This is a genomic window from Burkholderia sp. PU8-34, from assembly GCF_053427725.1.
Map to the genome: position 1 here is coordinate 339,183 of NZ_JBSAXC010000007.1, position 17,403 is coordinate 356,585.

A 17,403-nucleotide genomic window follows, 5' to 3' on the forward strand; every position below is an offset into this window, starting at 1 on the left:
TGGAACAGGAAGGCTCGATCCGCGCATGCGCGCATCGGGGCAAAGGAGTGAACGTGGCACTGCGTAAAGTTACCCTCGACGACAAATATGCGCTCGACAGCGGCCGGATTTTCCTCACCGGCGTCCAGGCCCTCGTCCGGCTGCCGCTGATGCAGCATCGCCGCGACAAGGCCAGCGGACTCGACACCGCCGGCTACATTTCCGGCTATCGTGGATCGCCGCTTGGCACGTATGACGCGGAAATCGGCAAGGCGAAGCCATTCCTTGCCGATGCCAACGTCGTGTTCGTCCCGGGCGTGAACGAAGATCTGGCCGCGACCGCCGTTTGGGGTACGCAGCAGGTCGAGGTCGGCGGCGACGGCAAATACGACGGTGTGTTTGCGATCTGGTACGGCAAGGGCCCCGGCGTCGACCGCAGCGGCGATGCGTTCCGGCACGCGAACCTGGCAGGCAGTTCGAAGCACGGCGGTGTGCTCGTCCTGATGGGCGACGACCACACCTGTGAATCGTCGACGACATGCCACCAGTCCGAGTTCGCACTGGTCGACGCATCGATCCCGATCCTCAGCCCGAGCGGCGTGCAGGAGATTCTCGACTACGGTCTGTACGGCTGGGCCTTGTCGCGCTATTCGGGATGCTGGGTCGGCCTGAAGTGCGTGAAGGACACGGCAGACGCTTCGGCGACCATTGACGTGGACGCTGAGCGCGTGAACGTCGTTCTGCCGGATCACGTGGAAATGCCCCCGGGTGGATTGAATCTGCGCCAGCCCGATACGCCACAGGAGCAGGAATACCGGCTGCACAACTACAAGCTGGACGCGGTGCGCGCTTTCGTTCGCGCCAATCTGCTCGACAAGGTGGTGCTCGGCAATGCCAATCCGCGCATTGGCATCGTTACGCACGGCAAGAGCCATCTCGACGTGCTGCAGGCGATCGACGATCTGAATCTTGCCGAGGCGGAGCTGGCGTCCATGGGTGTCGCGATCTACAAGGTCGCTTGTACGTGGCCGCTCGAACCGGAAGGGCTGCGCGAATTCGCCAGCGGACTGGATCTGTTGTTGGTGGTGGAGGAAAAACGCAGCCTGCTCGAGTCGCAGATCAAGGACATCCTTTATCACGTACCGAACGCGCCCGCGGTGATCGGCAAGCTCGACGAGCAGGGCAGAAAGCTGTTTCCGGTGGAGATGTCGCTCAACTCGGTACAGATCGCCATCGCGCTCGGTGAGCGCATCGCGCCTCTCGCAGGCGCTAACGGACTCGCGGAGCGCGTGGCGTTTCTGCGCGAGTTGAGCCATGTCGCGTTTGCGCCGGAGGCGATGCAGCGCAGCTTCTACTTCTGCAGCGGATGCCCGCACAACTCGTCGACTGTGGTCCCGCAAGGCAGCAAGGCGTATGCGGGCATCGGATGCAGCTGGATGGCGCAGACGATGGACCGCAATACGCTCGGCTATACGCAGATGGGTGCGGAAGGCATGGCCTGGGTAGGTGAGGCGCCGTTTTCCAGGCGCACGCACATGTTCCAGAACATGGGCGACGGCACGTACTTTCACTCGGGGCTGCTGGCCGTTCGAGCCGCGCTTGCCGCGAAGACGAACATCACCTTCAAGATTCTCTATAACGACGCGGTTGCAATGACGGGAGGGCAGCGTCACGACGGCCAGTTGAGTCCGATGACGATCACCACCCAGGTGCGCGCCGAAGGCGTTGGCCGCATCGCGGTCGTCTCGGACGATCCGTCGAAGTATCCGGCCGATGCGGGATGGGCGTCCGGCGTGACCCTTCATCATCGCTCGGAGATTCAGCAGGTGCAGGACGAATTGCGCGGCATCCCGGGTGTGACCGTGCTCGTTTACGACCAGACCTGTGCCGCGGAAAAGCGCCGGCGTCGCAAGCGCAAGCAATTTCCGGATCCCGCAAAGCGCCTGGTGATCAACGATCTCGTCTGCGAAGGGTGCGGCGATTGCGGCGTGAAATCCAATTGCGTGTCATTGGTGCCGCTCGAGACAGAGTTCGGGCGCAAGCGAGAGATCGATCAGTCGGCGTGCAACAAGGACTATTCGTGCAATAACGGCTTTTGCCCGAGCTTTGTGACCGTGCATGGCGGCAGTCTGCGGAAATCCGCCACGATCCGACCCGACGCGACACTTTTCCCGGCGTTGACCGAGCCGGAACTGCCGTCGCTTGAACGGGGCGTGTTTTCGATGATCGTCACGGGTGTCGGCGGTACCGGCGTCGTGACGATCGGCGCGATTCTCGGTATGGCCGCGCATCTGGAAGGCAAGGGCTGCGGCATCCTCGATATGGCCGGCCTCGCGCAGAAAGGCGGCTCGGTATGGTCGCATCTGCGATTCGGCAAGAATCCGGCTGCGATCAACGCGATCCGGATCGCTGCCGGCGGCGCGGATGTCGTTCTCGGCTGCGACATGGTCGTGGCCGCCAGCCGCAAGACGCTCGCGACCACCCGCAAGGGTGCAACGCGCATGCTGGTCAACACGCACGAAGTCATGACGGGCGAGTTCACGCGGCATCCGGACCTCAAGTTCCCGGCTTCAGACCTGCGAGCCGGCATGGTCGCCGCTGTCGGCGAGCATCACGTCGAGTTCGTCGACGCAACGAAATATGCGCTCAATCTGTTCGGCGACACGATTGCCGGGAACATGTTCATGTTGGGTTACGCGTATCAGCGCGGACTGATCCCGGTCAGTGCCGATGCGATCAATTCGGCAATCGAACTGAACGGGGCGGCAGTCTCCTCGAACCAGGAGGCGTTTCTTTGGGGGCGTCGCGTCGCGCTGTCGCCGAGTGCGGCCGAGAAGGCGCTGGTCGCGGCGAAGCCGGTGCGCGAGTCGCTGCAGCTTTCCGTGACGGTCGACGAGATGATCGAGCGGCGCGCCGTGTTCCTCACCGCCTACCAGAACGCCGCCTATGCGCAACGCTATCGTTCGTTGGTGAGCAGGGTTCGCGAATGGGAACGGCGCATCGTGCCCAAGGAGGATGCAGTCACCCGGGCAGCCGCAAGCGCCTACTTCAAGCTGCTTGCGTACAAGGATGAATATGAGGTGGCGCGGCTGCATTCGTCGCCCGCGTTTGTCGAGAGCCTGAGGCAGCAGTTCGAAGGCGACTTCCGGATTGCATTCAATCTCGCGCCGCCGCTGCTGGCCGGCAAGGACGAGCGGACCGGCGAGCCGCGCAAGAAGGAATACGGTGCGTGGATCCTCCCGGTCTTCAGGACGCTCGCGAAGCTTAAATTCCTGCGTGGCACGCCGTTCGATGTATTCGGCCATAGCGCGGAACGCAAGCTGGAACGCAGCCTCATCGTCCGCTATGAGCAGACCGTCGACGAGATCATCCGCCACGGAAATGCCCGGAACCTGCAGGCGGCGCTGCGCGCCGCGTCGATTGCCGAAAAGATCCGTGGCTACGGACATGTGAAGGAGCGGAACTTCGAATCGGTGGACGCCGAATGGCGCGTTGCCGTCGCGCAGCTTTCGCGTCCGCTGGTCGTCGAGCTGAAGCAGGTTGCGTAGATGTCGCAACGGGCGGCCGGACACATCGTCCGGCCGCTCGCATCACGTCGGGCTCCATCGCCCGCGTGACAGGCCGAAAGCCGCACAGGTGCGGCTCGCTTCCATGTGCCGGCGCGGGCGATGGCGAAAGGGCTTAACCGCCGTACAAGTCGAAATCGAAGTACTTCGACTCGATCTTCCTGTAGGTGCCGTCCTTGATCATGTCGGCGATCGATTTGTCGATCCGTGCCTTGAGGTCGCCGTCTTCCTTGCGCAGGCCGATCGCGGCATCCCCCGTCTGGTGCGCCGGGCCGGCGAACGCGAGGCTTGCGTCGCGCGGTGTTTTCAGGAAGCCGAGTGCGTCCTGCAGCGTCGCGTCCAGATGGCCCGACTCCAGGTCCCTGTAGACCTGGTCCTGGTTCTGGTACGACACGACGTTGACGCCCCTCGGCGCCCATTTCTCCTTCGCGTAGGTTTCCTGGATCGTGCCTTGCTGGACGCCTACCGACTTGCCCTTCAGCGATTCGGCCGTCGGCGCCAGATGCGCGTCCTTCCTTGCGACGAGACGTGTCGACGTGTTGTAGAGCTTTTGCGTGAACGCAATCTGTTTGGCCCGCTCTGGCGTGACCGTCATCGATGACAGCACGCCGTCGAACTTCTTCGCTTTCAGGGCCGGGATCATGCTGTCGAAATCCTGCTGGACCCACACGCACTTCGCATTCAGGCGGCGGCAGATCTCGTTGCCGAGATCGATGTCGAAGCCGACGACCTTGCCGTCGGGTGCCTTCGATTCGAACGGCGCATAGGTGGGATCCACGCCGAAGCGGAGGGTCGACCAGTCCTTGGCGTAAGCGCCGCCGGCGGCCAGCGTGACAGTGACAAACAGGGGGAGTTTCTTCATGAGGTTTCCATGATTGGACATGCCGACACGACATATCGTGCAATGCAGGCCTTTCGCTACGATGACGGCGAACTGCGGTGGGCCCGGCGGTAGCGCTAGACGGAAAACAGGCGGCCGAATTGTGGGAGTGTGTCCTTGACCTGACCTAGGCGAAGCGCGTGCCAGGCCATTGCGTGATTGCTCGACGTCACCGGCTTGCCGAGTTCGCGCTCGATCGCCGTGACTTGATCCGCGAGCCGAAGCGACGTGCACGAAACGAACACGGCATCGACATCGTCATGGCGGCCGATCTTGAGAATGGCGTTTCGCATCGAGTCGGCGTCGATCCGGGCCACCTCGTTGTCGTCCGAATGCTCGAACGAACCCATGCGCACGACGTCGATGCCGCGGCCGGCCAGGTATTCACGGAGCGATTCGTTGATCGTGCGCACATACGGCGTCAGGAGCGCGATGCGCGTCGCACCAAGGGCATTCATCGCGACACGGGCGGCCGTGATGGGCGTCGTGCAAGCGACTTCCGGACGCGCCTCCCTGATCCGGTCCATCACCCGCTCTTCCCCCAGAACCATCGACGCGGACGTACAGCCGAAGGCGACGACGTCGAGACGTTCGCCCGGCCGGATCACGGCGACGCCGGGCGCGATGAGCGTGTCCATCTTCCTGAGCGTTTCCGGCGTAATGTCGGCCGAATTGGCAATGCGGCTCTCATACACGCCAACGCCATCGAGCGCCAGGAGCTTGCGCCATTCGTATTCTATCGTATGGTCGGTCGCGAGCACGACCAGCCCGATCGCAGCACGGTGCGAGATGCCTCGATCGAGCGCGAAATCGAGCCGCTCGTATCGCTCAACAGATTCCAGGGTGTCCATTCGAAGGGAGTCCATTCAAGGTGGTTCGATTCGCCCCGTCGTCGCGTCCCCGATACGCCGGGCGTTGACCCGAGGCGTCGTGTGCGCTGACATCCCATACGGCGGCTGCCAGCGCATGCGTGGTCACACCGCGGCGATCACCCCGATCTCGACGGTGTATTGCGGGAACGCGAGCTTCGACTCCACGCAGGCCCGCGCCGGCGCGTCGCCTTCCGGTACCCAGGCGTCCCAAATCGCATTCATGTCGTTGAACGTGGCGTGGTCGGCGAGCCAGATGGTGGCCGACAGGATCCGCGCCTTTTCGGAGCCGACCTGCTCGAGCAGCCGATCGATTTTCGCGAGAATCTGGGCCGTCTGGCCTTTCACGTCCTGGCTCGGGTCGTCGGCGACTTGCCCGGCAAGAAAGGCCAACCCGCCATGCACGACCGCCTGGCTCATGCGTTTGCCGCTTTCGTATCGCTTGATCTGCATTGCTTCTCCTTGAAAAAGTCACGATGACTACCGTCATAGGCTACTGTATGCTACACACAACTGTCGACACTTTTATCGACACATAGGGAAACTCCCGTTCCATCACGATTTTCATGGGACGTTGTTGCCCTCATTGATTTTGTCTTTTGTAAGATATACAGTGCTGTCGACACTTTGGGGTGTGTCGCGACGTTGCGTGACCCACATCGAATACGCTTCGGACTTGAGGACATCATGAGAGTTATTGTGCTGGGCGGCGGGGTAGTCGGCGTCACGACCGCGTACCAACTTCAAAGGGATGGCCACGAAGTCGTGTTGATCGATCGCCAGAAGGTCGTGGCTGGCGAGACGAGCTGGGGGAATGCCGGGATGATTGCGCCGGGCCACTCGTTCGTCTGGTCGTCGCCGAAGGCGCCGCTGACGCTGCTGAAATCGCTGGTCCTGAAGGATCAGGCGCTGCGTTTCAGGTTCTCCGCCGACCCGCGCCTCTACACGTGGTCCTGGCGCTTCCTGATGGAGTGCACGTCGGAAAAGGCTCGCCGCAACACGCTGCTCAAGCACCGGCTTGCCGCGTACTCGCAGGCCGTTCTTCAGCAGGTCGTCGCCGACGATCCACTCGACTATGACAGGAACGATCGAGGCATCCTCTATTTCCACCGGAGTCAGCAGGCATTGGACCGAGGCGTAATGCAGATGAAACTGCTCGAATCGGACGGCCAGATCATCAAGGTGCTATCCCGCGACGAAGTGGTCGCGCTCGACCCGGCGCTTTCGTCGGCGAAGGAGGGGATCGTCGGCGCGATCTATTGTCCGACCGACGAGACGGGCGATCCAGCGAAGTTCACGCGGGCGCTGGCCGACAAGGTCGTTTCGCGAGGCGGGCAGATCCGCACCGGCACCACGATTCGCAGCCTCGAGACATCGGGCAGCGAAATCGTTGGGGTCCGCACCGATAACGGCCTCGTGAAAGGCGATGCATACGTGCTCGCGCTCGGCAGCTACAGCCCCGCTCTCGCCCGACAGGTCGGGATCCATCTGCCGATTTATCCCGTCAAGGGATACTCGCTCACCATTCCGATCGAGGGGCACGCTGCGCCGCCGAACGTCGCTGCGGTCGACGAGCACAATCTTGTCGCCGTATCGCGATTCGGCGATCGGATCCGGGTAACGGCGACCGCGGAATTCGCCGGCTACGACACGAGTCACAAGCCGTCGGATTTCGCGTTCATGAAGCGCGTGACGCAGGAACTCTATCCCGACGGCGCGAACTACGATCGTGCCGAGATGTGGGCCGGCCTGCGGCCGATGACGCCGAACAACCTGCCGTGCTTCGGCCGCCGACGGTATCGGAACCTGTTCCTGAACTCCGGTCACGGTCATATCGGGTGGACGATGTCTCACGGATCCGCGCGGATAACCGCCGATCTGATTGCCGGGCGCCAGCCGGCCATTCCGATGGACGGCCTGATGGCGTGACGGCCAGGTCGCCGCCATTGTCGCCGCGCTCCAAGGCGCGCACTGCGATTCGGATACCTTTTCAAATTGTCTCGAGTGATCTCGAGTGATGGAGTCAGCAAATGCAACGTGCCGATACGCACAGCAGCGACATCAAACACTACATTCATCCGTATACCAACCTGAGTACGCATCAGACGGTCGGTCCGATGGTGATCGACCGCGGCGAAGGGGTATATGTCTACGACGACAAGGGCAACCGCTATCTTGAAGGCCTCAGCGGACTCTGGTGCGCGGCGCTTGGCTTCAGCGAAACCCGCCTGGCGGACGCTGCCGATCGGCAGATGCGCCGGCTCCCGTTCTATCACGCGTTTGGCCACAAATCGTCGGAACCGTCCATCAGGCTCGCCGAGAAACTGATATCGATGGTGCCGGTGCCGATGTCGAAGGTGTTCTTTGCGAACTCGGGATCGGAGGCCAACGATACCGCGATCAAGCTGGTCTGGTATTACAACAATGCACTGGGCAGGCCGAAGAAGAAAAAGATCATCGCCCGTTCCCGAAGCTATCACGGTGTGACGATCGCGACAGGAAGCCTGACCGGATCGCCGACCAATCATCAGGACTTCGATCTGCCGATCGACCGGGTCTTGCACACGGATTGCCCCGACTTTTATCGCTATGGACTGCCGGGCGAGACCGAGGAGGCATTTGCGACCCGATGTGTGAGATCTCTCGAGCAGTTGATCCTGGCAGAAGGCCCGGACACGATCGCAGCGTTCTTTGCCGAGCCGATCATGGCGTCTGCCGGGATGATTCTTCCGCCGGCCACCTACGTCGAAAAGCTCCAGGCCGTGCTGAAAAAGCACGACATACTGCTGATTGCCGACGAGGTCATTTGCGCATTCGCCCGCACGGGCAAGATGTTCGGCACGGAATCGTTCGGGATGACACCCGACGTGATCACGCTCGCCAAACAGCTGTCAGCCGGATACGCGCCGATTTCCGCGGTGATGGTTTCCGAACGGATTCATCGTGCGATGCTTGGCGAAAGCGAGAGGATCGGCACTTTTGCGCATGGGTTCACCTGCAGCGGGCATCCGGTGTGCGCGGCTGTGGCGCTCGAAGCGTTGCGGATCTATGAAGACGACGACATGGTCGGGCGAGTGCAGGCGATCGCGCCGCATTTTCAGGCGCGCGTGGCGGCGCTCGGCGAGCATCCCCTGGTCGGGACGACACGCGGGCACGGTTTGATCGCCGCCGTCGAGCTTGTCGCCGACAAGGACACGAGGAAGTCGTTCCCGCCATCCGCGGGGGTTGCGTCCTACGCAGGCGATCGCGCGCGTGTGCATGGCATGATCACGCGGGCGTCAGGCGACGTCGTGAATTTTTGCCCGCCGCTGATCATCACGCACGATCAGATCGACGAAATGTTCGACGCGGCGACGCGAGCGCTGAACGACACCGCACAGTGGCTTGCCGCGACGCGTGTGAGCGCCGCATGATCCGACGTCGGCCGGGGGCCGGGGAGCCCGGAATGCCGCCGTGGCTTCCGATGGCAACCGGTCGAGCCGCTTCTACTGCGAGAAGAGCTTCACGACCCCGGCGTCGACGACTTTCGTGATCTCTTCCATGCGGCAGGTAATGTGCGTCTCCGTCAGTTCGCGGCAACGCTGCGCATCGCGTGCTTCGATCGCATCGAGAATCTCGAGATGCTCGGCGAACGCATCGTGCCCACGCTGTTCGAGATCGACCCAGCGCACGAAGTGGATGCGTGCGTTCACGCCGTAAAGCGCGCGCACCATCTCGTTGTTGCCGGACAAGGCCACGAGCCGGACATGAAACTCCTCGTCCCGGATGACCAGTTCGGCCGCGGGGGCGTGGGCCTTGTTCTTCATCACGTCCTTCCAGAACTTGCGCAGCGCCCGAATGTCCTTGGCATCGGCGCGCTCGACGGCAAGCTGGACGGCAGACGCCTCGATGCTGCGACGAAACTCGAACAGGTCGAAGATGTCCTGCCGGTTGAGTTCCCGGATAAAGAACCCGCGATTGGGAACGAAATGCAGCAGGTTCTCGGCGACGAGCCGGTTGAGCGCTTCCCGGAGCGGGGTTCGGCTCACCTGGAATTTTTCGGCGAGTTCGAGCTCATTGATTCTTTCACCTGGCCGGATGGTGTAGAGGACGGCCATGGCCTTCAATTGCTCGTACAGGTCGTTGACCGTGAGCCCGGCTCGCTTGGGTGCGTTGGTCTCACGTACGCGCGGTCGCGATTCCCGCAGCAATGACGAGTAGCCTGCCATTTTCCAGATATCCTTCGGGCGCCAGCGGCGCCGATTCATTCAGTGTTTGGCCGCGATTCCGGGTGCGCGCGTCACGGTGTTTGCCGGGTTCGCAGCGGCCCGCACATCGTGCTGCCGACACTCGCCGGATGACATGTGTGCCTGCCAACCGTAACGGCCGCGCGGTAAATCGGGCTCACAAGTGTCGGCATATCTGTATTCTACAACACGGCTGTCCGGTGGCGTCCGCGCTACGCGATCGTGCTGCGCAACCAGGGCATCCGCGCATACGCGGCGGTCTCGACGGTCGACGGGCTCGACGTGCCGTGCGGACGCCCCGGCAGCGACAACCGCTTCAGGCGGAGCGCGCACGGATGGTCCGCGCGGTGTCATCCACGCGTCGACGGAAGCCGTGGACCGGAAAGGCCCTACACTGTCGCCGTTCAATGACGATCGGTGCAGCGCAATGACCACTACAATCTGGCGGTTCCGGAGATGCCGCCCGGACGCCACGGCTGCGGCAGCCGTCCGTCGGCATCGCCTGCGCCCTACCCGAACCGTATTTGAGGAATCGTCGTGAAGTTCATCCACGCGGCAGACATACATCTTGACAGCCCGCTGCATGGCCTGAGTGCCTATCCCGATGCGCCGGCCGCGCAGCTTCGCAATGCGTCGCGCGAGGCGCTGCGGCAGCTCGTCGACCGCGCAATCGACGATGAGGTGGCCTTTCTGGTGATCGCCGGCGATCTGTACGACGGCGACTGGAAGGACCACAACACCGGCATCTTCTTCAGCCAGCAGATGGGGCGCCTGCGCAAGGCGGGCATCCGCGCGTTCGTGCTGTGGGGCAACCACGACGCCGAGAGCGAAATGACGAAGAAGCTGACGCTGCCGGACAACGTCACGGTCTTCAGTCACCGCAAGCCGGAAGTCCACGTGCTGCCCGAATTCAACGTCGCGTTGCACGGACAGAGCTTCAAGGACAAGTCGGTCGTCGACAACCTCGTGCTCGGCTATCCGGAGCCGGTGCCCGGCCACTACAACATCGGCGTGCTGCATACCGCGCTCGAAGGCTATGCGGCCCACGCGAGCTACGCGCCCTGCACGCTTGCGGAGCTGCACGCGAAAGGCTACGACTACTGGGCGCTCGGCCACGTGCACGAATTCCAGCAGTGGTCGGAGCGGTCCACGATCGTGTTTCCGGGGAACCTGCAGGGCCGGCATATTCGCGAGACGGGGCGGCGCGGCGCCGTCATCGTCACCGTCGAGAACGGGCACACGCACGTCGAGCGTCTGTATCTGGACGTGCTCCGCTGGGAAGCCGTGTCGGTCGATGCGTCCGACTGCGCGTCGGTCGCGGACCTGTCGCGCAAGATCGGCCAGTCGCTCGAGGCGCTGCTGTCGATCGACGGCCACGTGCCCCGCGCGGTGCGCGTAACGGTGACCGGGCGGACGCCCGCGCATGGTCTCTTCTTCGGACGAGCGACGCAGTTGCGCGCGGAAGTGCTGAACCAGATCGGCATCATCGGCAACGAGCGGCTCTGGCTCGAGAAGGTCAAGCTCGCGACGTCCGCCGCGGACGTGTCGGACGGGGCGAGCGAACAGCTCGAAGCGCTGGAAGACCTGAAGCAGATCCTCGCTGCCGCGGCGCATGATCCGGAGTTCCTCGCGCTGCTCGAGCGCGACCTGCGGCCGTTCGTCGGAAAGGTGCGCAGCGAGGTGAAGGAGGAGGCGCCGCTGCTCGGGCTCGCCAGGTCCGGCGAACTGGCGGCACTGGTGCAGCAGGTGGGCCCCGCGCTGCTGGCGCGCCTGGCCCGGGGAGAATGAGCGATGCGCATCAAGCAACTCGATTTGATCAAGTACGGCAAATTCACCGACGAAACGCTGCGGTTTCCGCAGGCGGCGAGCGATTTCCACGTGATCGTCGGACCGAACGAAGCCGGCAAGTCCACGATTCGCACGGCCGTATCGGAACTGCTGTTCGGCATGAAGCTGCAGACGCCGCTCGATTTCCTGCACAGCACGCCGGAGCTGCGGATCGGCGGTGTGCTGCAAAGCGGTGTCGGCGAACTTGCGTTCCATCGCGCGCGCGGCCGCAGTCCGCTGCGCACGCCTGCCGACGAGAAGTTGCCGGACGATTACCTTGCGGCCGTCCTCGACGGCGCGAGCAAGGAATTCTTCGAGCAGATGTTCGGGCTCGATCACGGGCGGCTCGTCGAAGGCGGCAGGAGCATTCTCGACGCATCGGACAAGCTTGGCCAGGTGCTGTACGAATCGGCGGCCGGCGTCGGCAGCCTCGGGCCCGTGCGCGAGGAGCTCGAAGCGCGCTCGGGCGAGCTGTGGGCGCCGCGGCGCAGCGGCAGCGCGTTTGCGTTGGCCGAGGCGGCCTTCAACGAAGCGGTGGGCGAACTGAAGGCGGTGCAGGTTCGCACGCGCGACTGGGTCGAGCGCAAGGAAGCGTGCGAAGTGGTCGAGCAGGAGATCGAGCGCTTGCGGGCCGAACAGCGCCGGCTCGAATCGCTGCGCTCGAAGCTCGAGCGCGTACGACGGCTGGCGCCATACCTGAAGGAGTTGACGGTCAAGGAGGCCGTGCTGGCCGAGCTCGGCGACGTCGTCGACATGCCGCCGACGGCCTACGCGGATCTGCTGAAGGCGCAGGGCGATCTCGCGGCCGAGCAAAAGGTGCTGGAGGAGCGGCGTGCGGATCTGGCCGGCAAGCGCCAGACGCGCGACGCGATCGACGCGGACGCTGACGTGCTGGCGCTGGCGGGCGACATCGACACGCTCGACACGCTGCGCAGCGCGTGCGCGAACCATCCGCAAGACTTGCTGTTGCGCGAGGCGGAAGTCGAGCGTCACTTGTCGGCCGCTTTCGGTGCGGCCGCCCAGCTCGGCTGGCCGGCAGACGAAGCGGCGCTGCGCGCCGCACTGCCGAAGGCGCTGTCGCTGAAGACGGTCACCAACCTGCTGCGCGAACACGGTGCATTGCATCAGGCGTTGATCGGCGCGCGCGACGCATTCGAGGAGAAGACGCGCGAGCATGCGCAACTGAGCGATCGGCTCGACACGCTGTCGACCGTCGACGTGCCGGAGGCGCTCCGCGCGGCGCTTGCCGACGCACAGGGTTTCAGGAGCAGCGGGCAGCGTGAGCAGGCGCTGGAACGCGAAGTCGTGGCTGCCGGTCGTGCGTTGCAGGACGCGCTCGACGGACTCGGACAATGGCGCCGGCCCTTGGAGGCGCTGCGTACGCTCGATCTGCCGTCCGCGTCCAGATTGGCCGCGTTGCTGAAAGAGGACAGCGAACAGGCGAGCATGGTTGCCGCGGCGCGCGAAGCGCTGGAGAACGCGCAGGAAGAACTCGAGCGGCTCGAGCTGCAGGAAAAGCATTTCACCGAGAACAACAAGGTCGTGACGACCGCGGACGTGCTGTCGGCGCGTGCGCGCCGCGACGATGCGTGGGGCGAGGTCAAGCGCGGGACCGTCAGTGTCGAAGCCGGCGCGCCGGCCGTCGACGATGCGATTCGCCTCGCGGACGAACTCGTCGACGCCCGCCTTGGCACCACGCAGGCGGCGGCGACGCTGCAGTCACTGCGTCAGCAGGTCGAGTCGACCCGCGCGAATCTGACGCGCAGGGAGGTCGCGTTGAGCGAACGCGAGCGGGAACTGGCCGCCGGCCGCGACGCGTGGGCGCAACACGCGGCGGCAGCCGGCGTGCCGGGCATGCCGCTTGCCGACATGAACGACTGGCTGGCAAAGCGCGATGCGGTGATGACCGCGCAAGCGACGCTCGCCCGCCTGCAGCACGAGTTCGACGAGACGCGCGCGGCGCGCGCCGTGGCGCAGGCGGCACTGCTGGCCGCGTTGCGAACAGTCTCGCGCGGGAACGAAACGGACGGGCTGCCGGCGCTGGTCGTCACGGCCGAATCGTTCGTCCAGTCGGCGGAAAAATCGATCGCGCAAAAGGGCACGCTCGAGGACCAGGCGCGGCAGGCCGAACGCGGATGCGCGGGCGCGCAACTGAAGGTCGATCACGCGCAGGCGGCCTACGACGCGTGGCATGTGCAATGGCGCGACGCGCTGGCAGACGCGAATCTCACCGCGAGCGCCGTGACCCTCGCGGCGGCGGAAGGCGCAGTCGAACTCGCGAACGCGGTCGCGGCGGAGCTCGCCGAAGCGGATGCGCCGCGGAACCGGATGGCCGCGATGCGTGCCGATCTCACCGCACTGGAGTCCGGCGCGCGTCGGCTTGCCGAAGTGCTCGATCCTGCGTGGCTGACGGCTGGTGACTGGTTCGAGGTGGCGCGCCGGCTGACGGTGCGTTTGTCGGCCGCGAAGGAAACCGCGAAAGCGATCGAGCGCGCCGATGACGCGATCCGGCACGCGGAGGGCAAGGTCACGGACGCGGTTGCGACGGTCGCGGGCGCGGATGCGCGGATTCAGCCGCTCCTTCAACTGGCCGGCCTGGATTCGGTCGATGCGGCGCTGCCGCTTGCCGAACGTTCCGACCGGCGACGCGAATTGCTGAAGGCGATCGGCGCGGCGCAGGAGGCGCTGGTCCGGGACGGCGACGGGCTGTCGCAGCAGGCGATCGAGGTCGAGGTTGCGGAGCAGGATATCGCCGAGGTGCCCGCGCGCCTCGAGTCGGTGAAGCAGGAACTGGCCGACGTCGGCAAGCGGCTGAACGAATGCGTGCAGAGGCAGGTGGTGGCCGAGCAGGCGTTCGGCGCGATCAGCGGCCAGGCGAACGCGGCCGTGGCCGAGGCGAAGCGGCAGGAAGCGCTGGCATCGATGGGCGATGCCGCCGAACAGTATCTTGAAGCGGCGACCGCGAGCCGGCTGCTGAAGTGGGCGACGGACCGCTATCGCGACCAGAAGCAGGGGCCGATGCTAAGGCGCGCGGGAGAAATCTTTGCGGGGTTGACGCTTGGCGAGTTCGCGAGGCTCACGATCGATACCGAAAGAACGCCGCCCGCGCTATCCGCGCGGCGCGCGAAGGGCACGTCGGTCGACGTGACCGGGATGAGCGAGGGCACGCGCGACCAGTTGTTCCTGGCGTTGCGTATCGCGGCGCTTGAATTGCAGCTCGCGAACCGGATGGCGCTGCCGTTCGTCGCCGACGACCTGTTCATCAATTTCGACGACGCGCGTTCGCGGGCCGGGCTCGAGGCGTTGCGGGACCTGTCCACGCGGACGCAGGTGCTGTTCCTCACGCACCACGATCACCTGCTGCCGATGGTGAAGGACGTGTTCGGCGAACAGGTCAACGTGGTGGCGCTGCAGCGGGAGCCGGCTGTCGCGTAGGTTCGGGCAGGTGGCGTCCCGAACGCACGAACGCACGAACGCCCCGACGCCCTGACGCCCTGACGCACGGATGCACGGATGCACGGATGCACGGATGCACGGATGCACGGATGCACGGATGCACGGATGCACGGACGCCCGAACGCAGCGGCGCGCGTAGGCGGGCCGTCGTCGCGGCGTTCGCGGTATCTGCGAGAATGTGCTGGTGCAGGACTGGCCGGACCACCGGCCGGGCCGGCGGGTCCGGTCACTCAAGGGGAATCATGAACAAGCTGGTAGCAGCGATTGCGTTCGCCGCCGACAGGCATCGCAATCAGCGGCGCAAGGACGGTGACGCGTCTCCGTACATCAATCATCCGATCGCGCTTGCCGACGTGCTGGCCAACGAGGCTGGCATCGAGGACGAGCGCGTGATCGTCGCCGCCGTGCTGCACGACACCGTCGAGGACACGGAGACGACCGAGCAGGAGTTGCTGCGCCTGTTCGGCAAGGATGTCGCGGACATCGTGATGGAGGTGACGGACGACAAGGCGCTGCCGAAAGACGAGCGCAAGCGTCTCCAGATCGAACACGCGGCGCAGATCAGCCGTCGAGCGAAGCTCGTGAAGCTGGCCGACAAGATCTGCAACCTGCGCGACATCGCGAACTATCCGCCAGCGGACTGGCCGCTCGAACGGAAGCAGGCGTACTTCGACTGGGCCAAGTCGGTCGTCGATCGCATGCGCGGCGTGCATCCAGGGCTCGAGGCGATATTCGATGCCGCGTACGACGCGCGGCCGTCGGCATGACCATGCCGGCGCAGCGGGCGGCGTCCGGCACCGTGCGCGCACGGGCTGCGGCGTCGGCGATGCAGGCCGTCGCGGGCGTCGACGTCGGCGGAACCAGGAAGCAATGCGACCTCGTGATCCTGAGGGGCACGTCGATCCTGTATCGCGCCGAGCGGGTCGCGCCGGAGGCGCTGCTCCCGCTGTGTGTCGAACATGATGTCGTGGCTGTGGGCGTCGATTCGCCGAGCCGATGGTGGGCGGGCGACGGTCACCGACCGGCTGAACTTGCGCTGGTGCGCGAGCGGATTTCGTTGTTCTCGACGCCTGCGCGGGAACGGGCGCTTGCCAATACGACGGGCTTCTACGACTGGATGTTCACCGGGGAGCGGGTTTATCGGGCGCTGGCCGATGCGTATCCGCTTCTGAGTGCGCCCGGCTACGCCGGCGGACGTGTGAGTTTCGAGACGTATCCGCATGCGATCACGTGCGCGCTGTTGGGCAAGGACGTTGCATCCGCGAAGCAGAAGCGCGTTCAGCGCAAGCAATTGCTGGCCGGCCTGGGAATCGATGTTGCGACGCTGACTTCCGTCGATGCAAGAGACGCAGCGCTCTGCGCGCTGACTGCACAGTTCGTGCTCGATGGACGCGCGTGCGCTTTCGGCGATGCGGAGGGTGGGTTCATACGGGTGCCGATGGCGGGCGCGAGTGGCGGTCGTATTGCGCCGTAGCTTGGTCGGAGCGGGCGCGTGCAATGGCGTCGATTCGATCGGGTTGTGTCTGTAGAGGCACGGCGGCCAGCACTGGCCAGCATGTTGAAGGCAGTTGTGTTCCGGGACGGCGTGCTCGGCGAGTCTGGATCACATTTCTGAAGCGGCGTGATGCACCGGCGTGATGCACCGGCGTGGAGGAGGTGAGCTTTTACGGGAAGCGCGTCGATATATGTGACGAGCGGTGAAACTGTACCCGACCATTCGTGCCGTCGCATCGGCAAGGGGCAAGCTGAAGCAGTCGTGTCTTCCCGTTGGAGTGGCTGAGACTGCGATGCTGGAGACGTGTGGCCGTATAGCCGGTGCGGGGAGTGGGTGCCGCTTGCGAAGTGAAGTCTGTTCACTGGGTTGCAGCGGCACGTCCGGCAGTTCAATCGTCGAGGAGGGATGGGGGCACGTCTGCGGGATCAGGTTCCTGCGCATGTTCGTAACTTGCCGCAGCGTCGTCGACCATGAAGGCAGCCACGTCGATCAGCTCGTCCAGGCGCTGCAGCAACGCATCGCGCCATTCCGTGTCTTCCTCGCGCACCGGCGTCTTGTCGAGCTGCTCGATAATCGACTCGGCCGTCTGCAGGAAAGGGATCGCCTGCTGATAGTTTTCGATGGATACCAAGGCCGCGTTTCGCGCGCCGACCAGCCATTCCCGGTAATCGTCTGCCTGTTCGGATTGCCCCCCGATGCGAGGCAACACGTCTGAAATGCGCTGCAGGAGAGTCGGAACCTGTTCCTCCAGCATCGTGGCGCGTTGGCGGAGCGCCGTGTATTCGGCGCGGAGGTCTGCTTCGTCGGATTGGGTGGTGCTGTCCATCTTCGGTCTTTGTGCGTGGTGCGATCGCGGCATGATACTCGACAGTGCGCCCTACCTTCAGCCCATAGGCGGGTTCCTATATATAGAGTCGAATTGACGGGCATGTGTGAATGCCTTTGGCAGGTGCAGTGGGATCGGCTTCATCAGCTTAAAAGCCCCCGTGTGCGGCAGCGCACGTGGGGTTTAAAATTTATTTCACCAACCCCCTTGCGCTCGGCGCGGGAGCTGCCTAGAATCACGCCTCTTTCGCGCTGACGGCAACGCCGGGGCGGGAGAGGA

General features: G+C 64.4%; 12 protein-coding genes. 7 read left to right on the forward strand and 5 right to left on the reverse strand.

All coding sequences use genetic code 11. From position 1 onward, the window contains the following. Window positions 1-47: 47 nt before the first annotated feature. Complete coding sequence (locus ACV22Z_RS19490) at window positions 48-3,527, forward strand: indolepyruvate ferredoxin oxidoreductase family protein (protein ID WP_448077919.1); 3,480 nt, start codon at window positions 48-50, stop codon at window positions 3,525-3,527. Between the two features lie 133 nt (window positions 3,528-3,660). Here ACV22Z_RS19490 and ACV22Z_RS19495 read toward each other — a convergent pair whose 3' ends face one another. From ACV22Z_RS19495 to ACV22Z_RS19505, 3 genes are all read right to left on the reverse strand, one after another. After that, window positions 3,661-4,407, reverse strand: a complete 747-nt coding sequence (locus ACV22Z_RS19495; RefSeq protein WP_448077920.1) for an ABC transporter substrate-binding protein — start codon at window positions 4,405-4,407, stop codon at window positions 3,661-3,663. Window positions 4,408-4,502: 95 nt separating this feature from the next. Continuing rightward, complete coding sequence (locus ACV22Z_RS19500) at window positions 4,503-5,276, reverse strand: maleate cis-trans isomerase family protein (RefSeq protein ID WP_448077921.1); 774 nt, start codon at window positions 5,274-5,276, stop codon at window positions 4,503-4,505. 123 nt (window positions 5,277-5,399) lie between these two features. Then, window positions 5,400-5,747 carry a RidA family protein gene (locus tag ACV22Z_RS19505; protein ID WP_448077922.1) on the reverse strand — a complete coding sequence of 116 codons (348 nt, stop codon included), beginning with the start codon at window positions 5,745-5,747 and terminating at the stop codon, window positions 5,400-5,402. Between the two features lie 234 nt (window positions 5,748-5,981). Here ACV22Z_RS19505 and ACV22Z_RS19510 point away from each other — a divergent pair, with 234 nt between their 5' ends. Beyond that, window positions 5,982-7,223, forward strand: a complete 1,242-nt coding sequence (locus ACV22Z_RS19510) for a D-amino acid dehydrogenase (protein WP_448077923.1) — start codon at window positions 5,982-5,984, stop codon at window positions 7,221-7,223. A gap of 101 nt (window positions 7,224-7,324) precedes the next feature. Continuing rightward, on the forward strand, window positions 7,325-8,707 hold the full coding sequence (locus tag ACV22Z_RS19515; RefSeq protein ID WP_448077924.1) for an aspartate aminotransferase family protein: 1,383 nt from the start codon (window positions 7,325-7,327) through the stop codon (window positions 8,705-8,707). 72 nt (window positions 8,708-8,779) lie between these two features. On the opposite strand, the gene ACV22Z_RS19520 is transcribed toward ACV22Z_RS19515, so the two are convergent. Beyond that, on the reverse strand, window positions 8,780-9,502 hold the full coding sequence (locus ACV22Z_RS19520; RefSeq protein ID WP_448077925.1) for a GntR family transcriptional regulator: 723 nt from the start codon (window positions 9,500-9,502) through the stop codon (window positions 8,780-8,782). 555 nt (window positions 9,503-10,057) lie between these two features. Here ACV22Z_RS19520 and ACV22Z_RS19525 point away from each other — a divergent pair. From ACV22Z_RS19525 to ACV22Z_RS19540, 4 genes are all read left to right on the forward strand, one after another. Further along, window positions 10,058-11,308: a metallophosphoesterase family protein gene (locus ACV22Z_RS19525; protein ID WP_448077926.1), complete on the forward strand. Its 1,251-nt coding sequence runs from the start codon at window positions 10,058-10,060 to the stop codon at window positions 11,306-11,308. Window positions 11,309-11,311: 3 nt separating this feature from the next. After that, window positions 11,312-14,782 carry an AAA family ATPase gene (locus ACV22Z_RS19530; RefSeq protein WP_448077927.1) on the forward strand — a complete coding sequence of 1,157 codons (3,471 nt, stop codon included), beginning with the start codon at window positions 11,312-11,314 and terminating at the stop codon, window positions 14,780-14,782. A gap of 263 nt (window positions 14,783-15,045) precedes the next feature. Further along, a complete protein-coding gene (locus ACV22Z_RS19535; protein WP_448077928.1) occupies window positions 15,046-15,570 on the forward strand; it encodes an HD domain-containing protein in 525 nt (174 codons plus the stop codon). A gap of 59 nt (window positions 15,571-15,629) precedes the next feature. After that, on the forward strand, window positions 15,630-16,277 hold the full coding sequence (locus tag ACV22Z_RS19540; protein WP_448077929.1) for a DUF429 domain-containing protein: 648 nt from the start codon (window positions 15,630-15,632) through the stop codon (window positions 16,275-16,277). A 409-nt stretch (window positions 16,278-16,686) separates the two neighbouring features. Here ACV22Z_RS19540 and ACV22Z_RS19545 read toward each other — a convergent pair whose 3' ends face one another. Next, complete coding sequence (locus tag ACV22Z_RS19545; protein ID WP_448077930.1) at window positions 16,687-17,124, reverse strand: ATPase; 438 nt, start codon at window positions 17,122-17,124, stop codon at window positions 16,687-16,689. Between the last annotated feature and the right edge of the window lie 279 nt (window positions 17,125-17,403).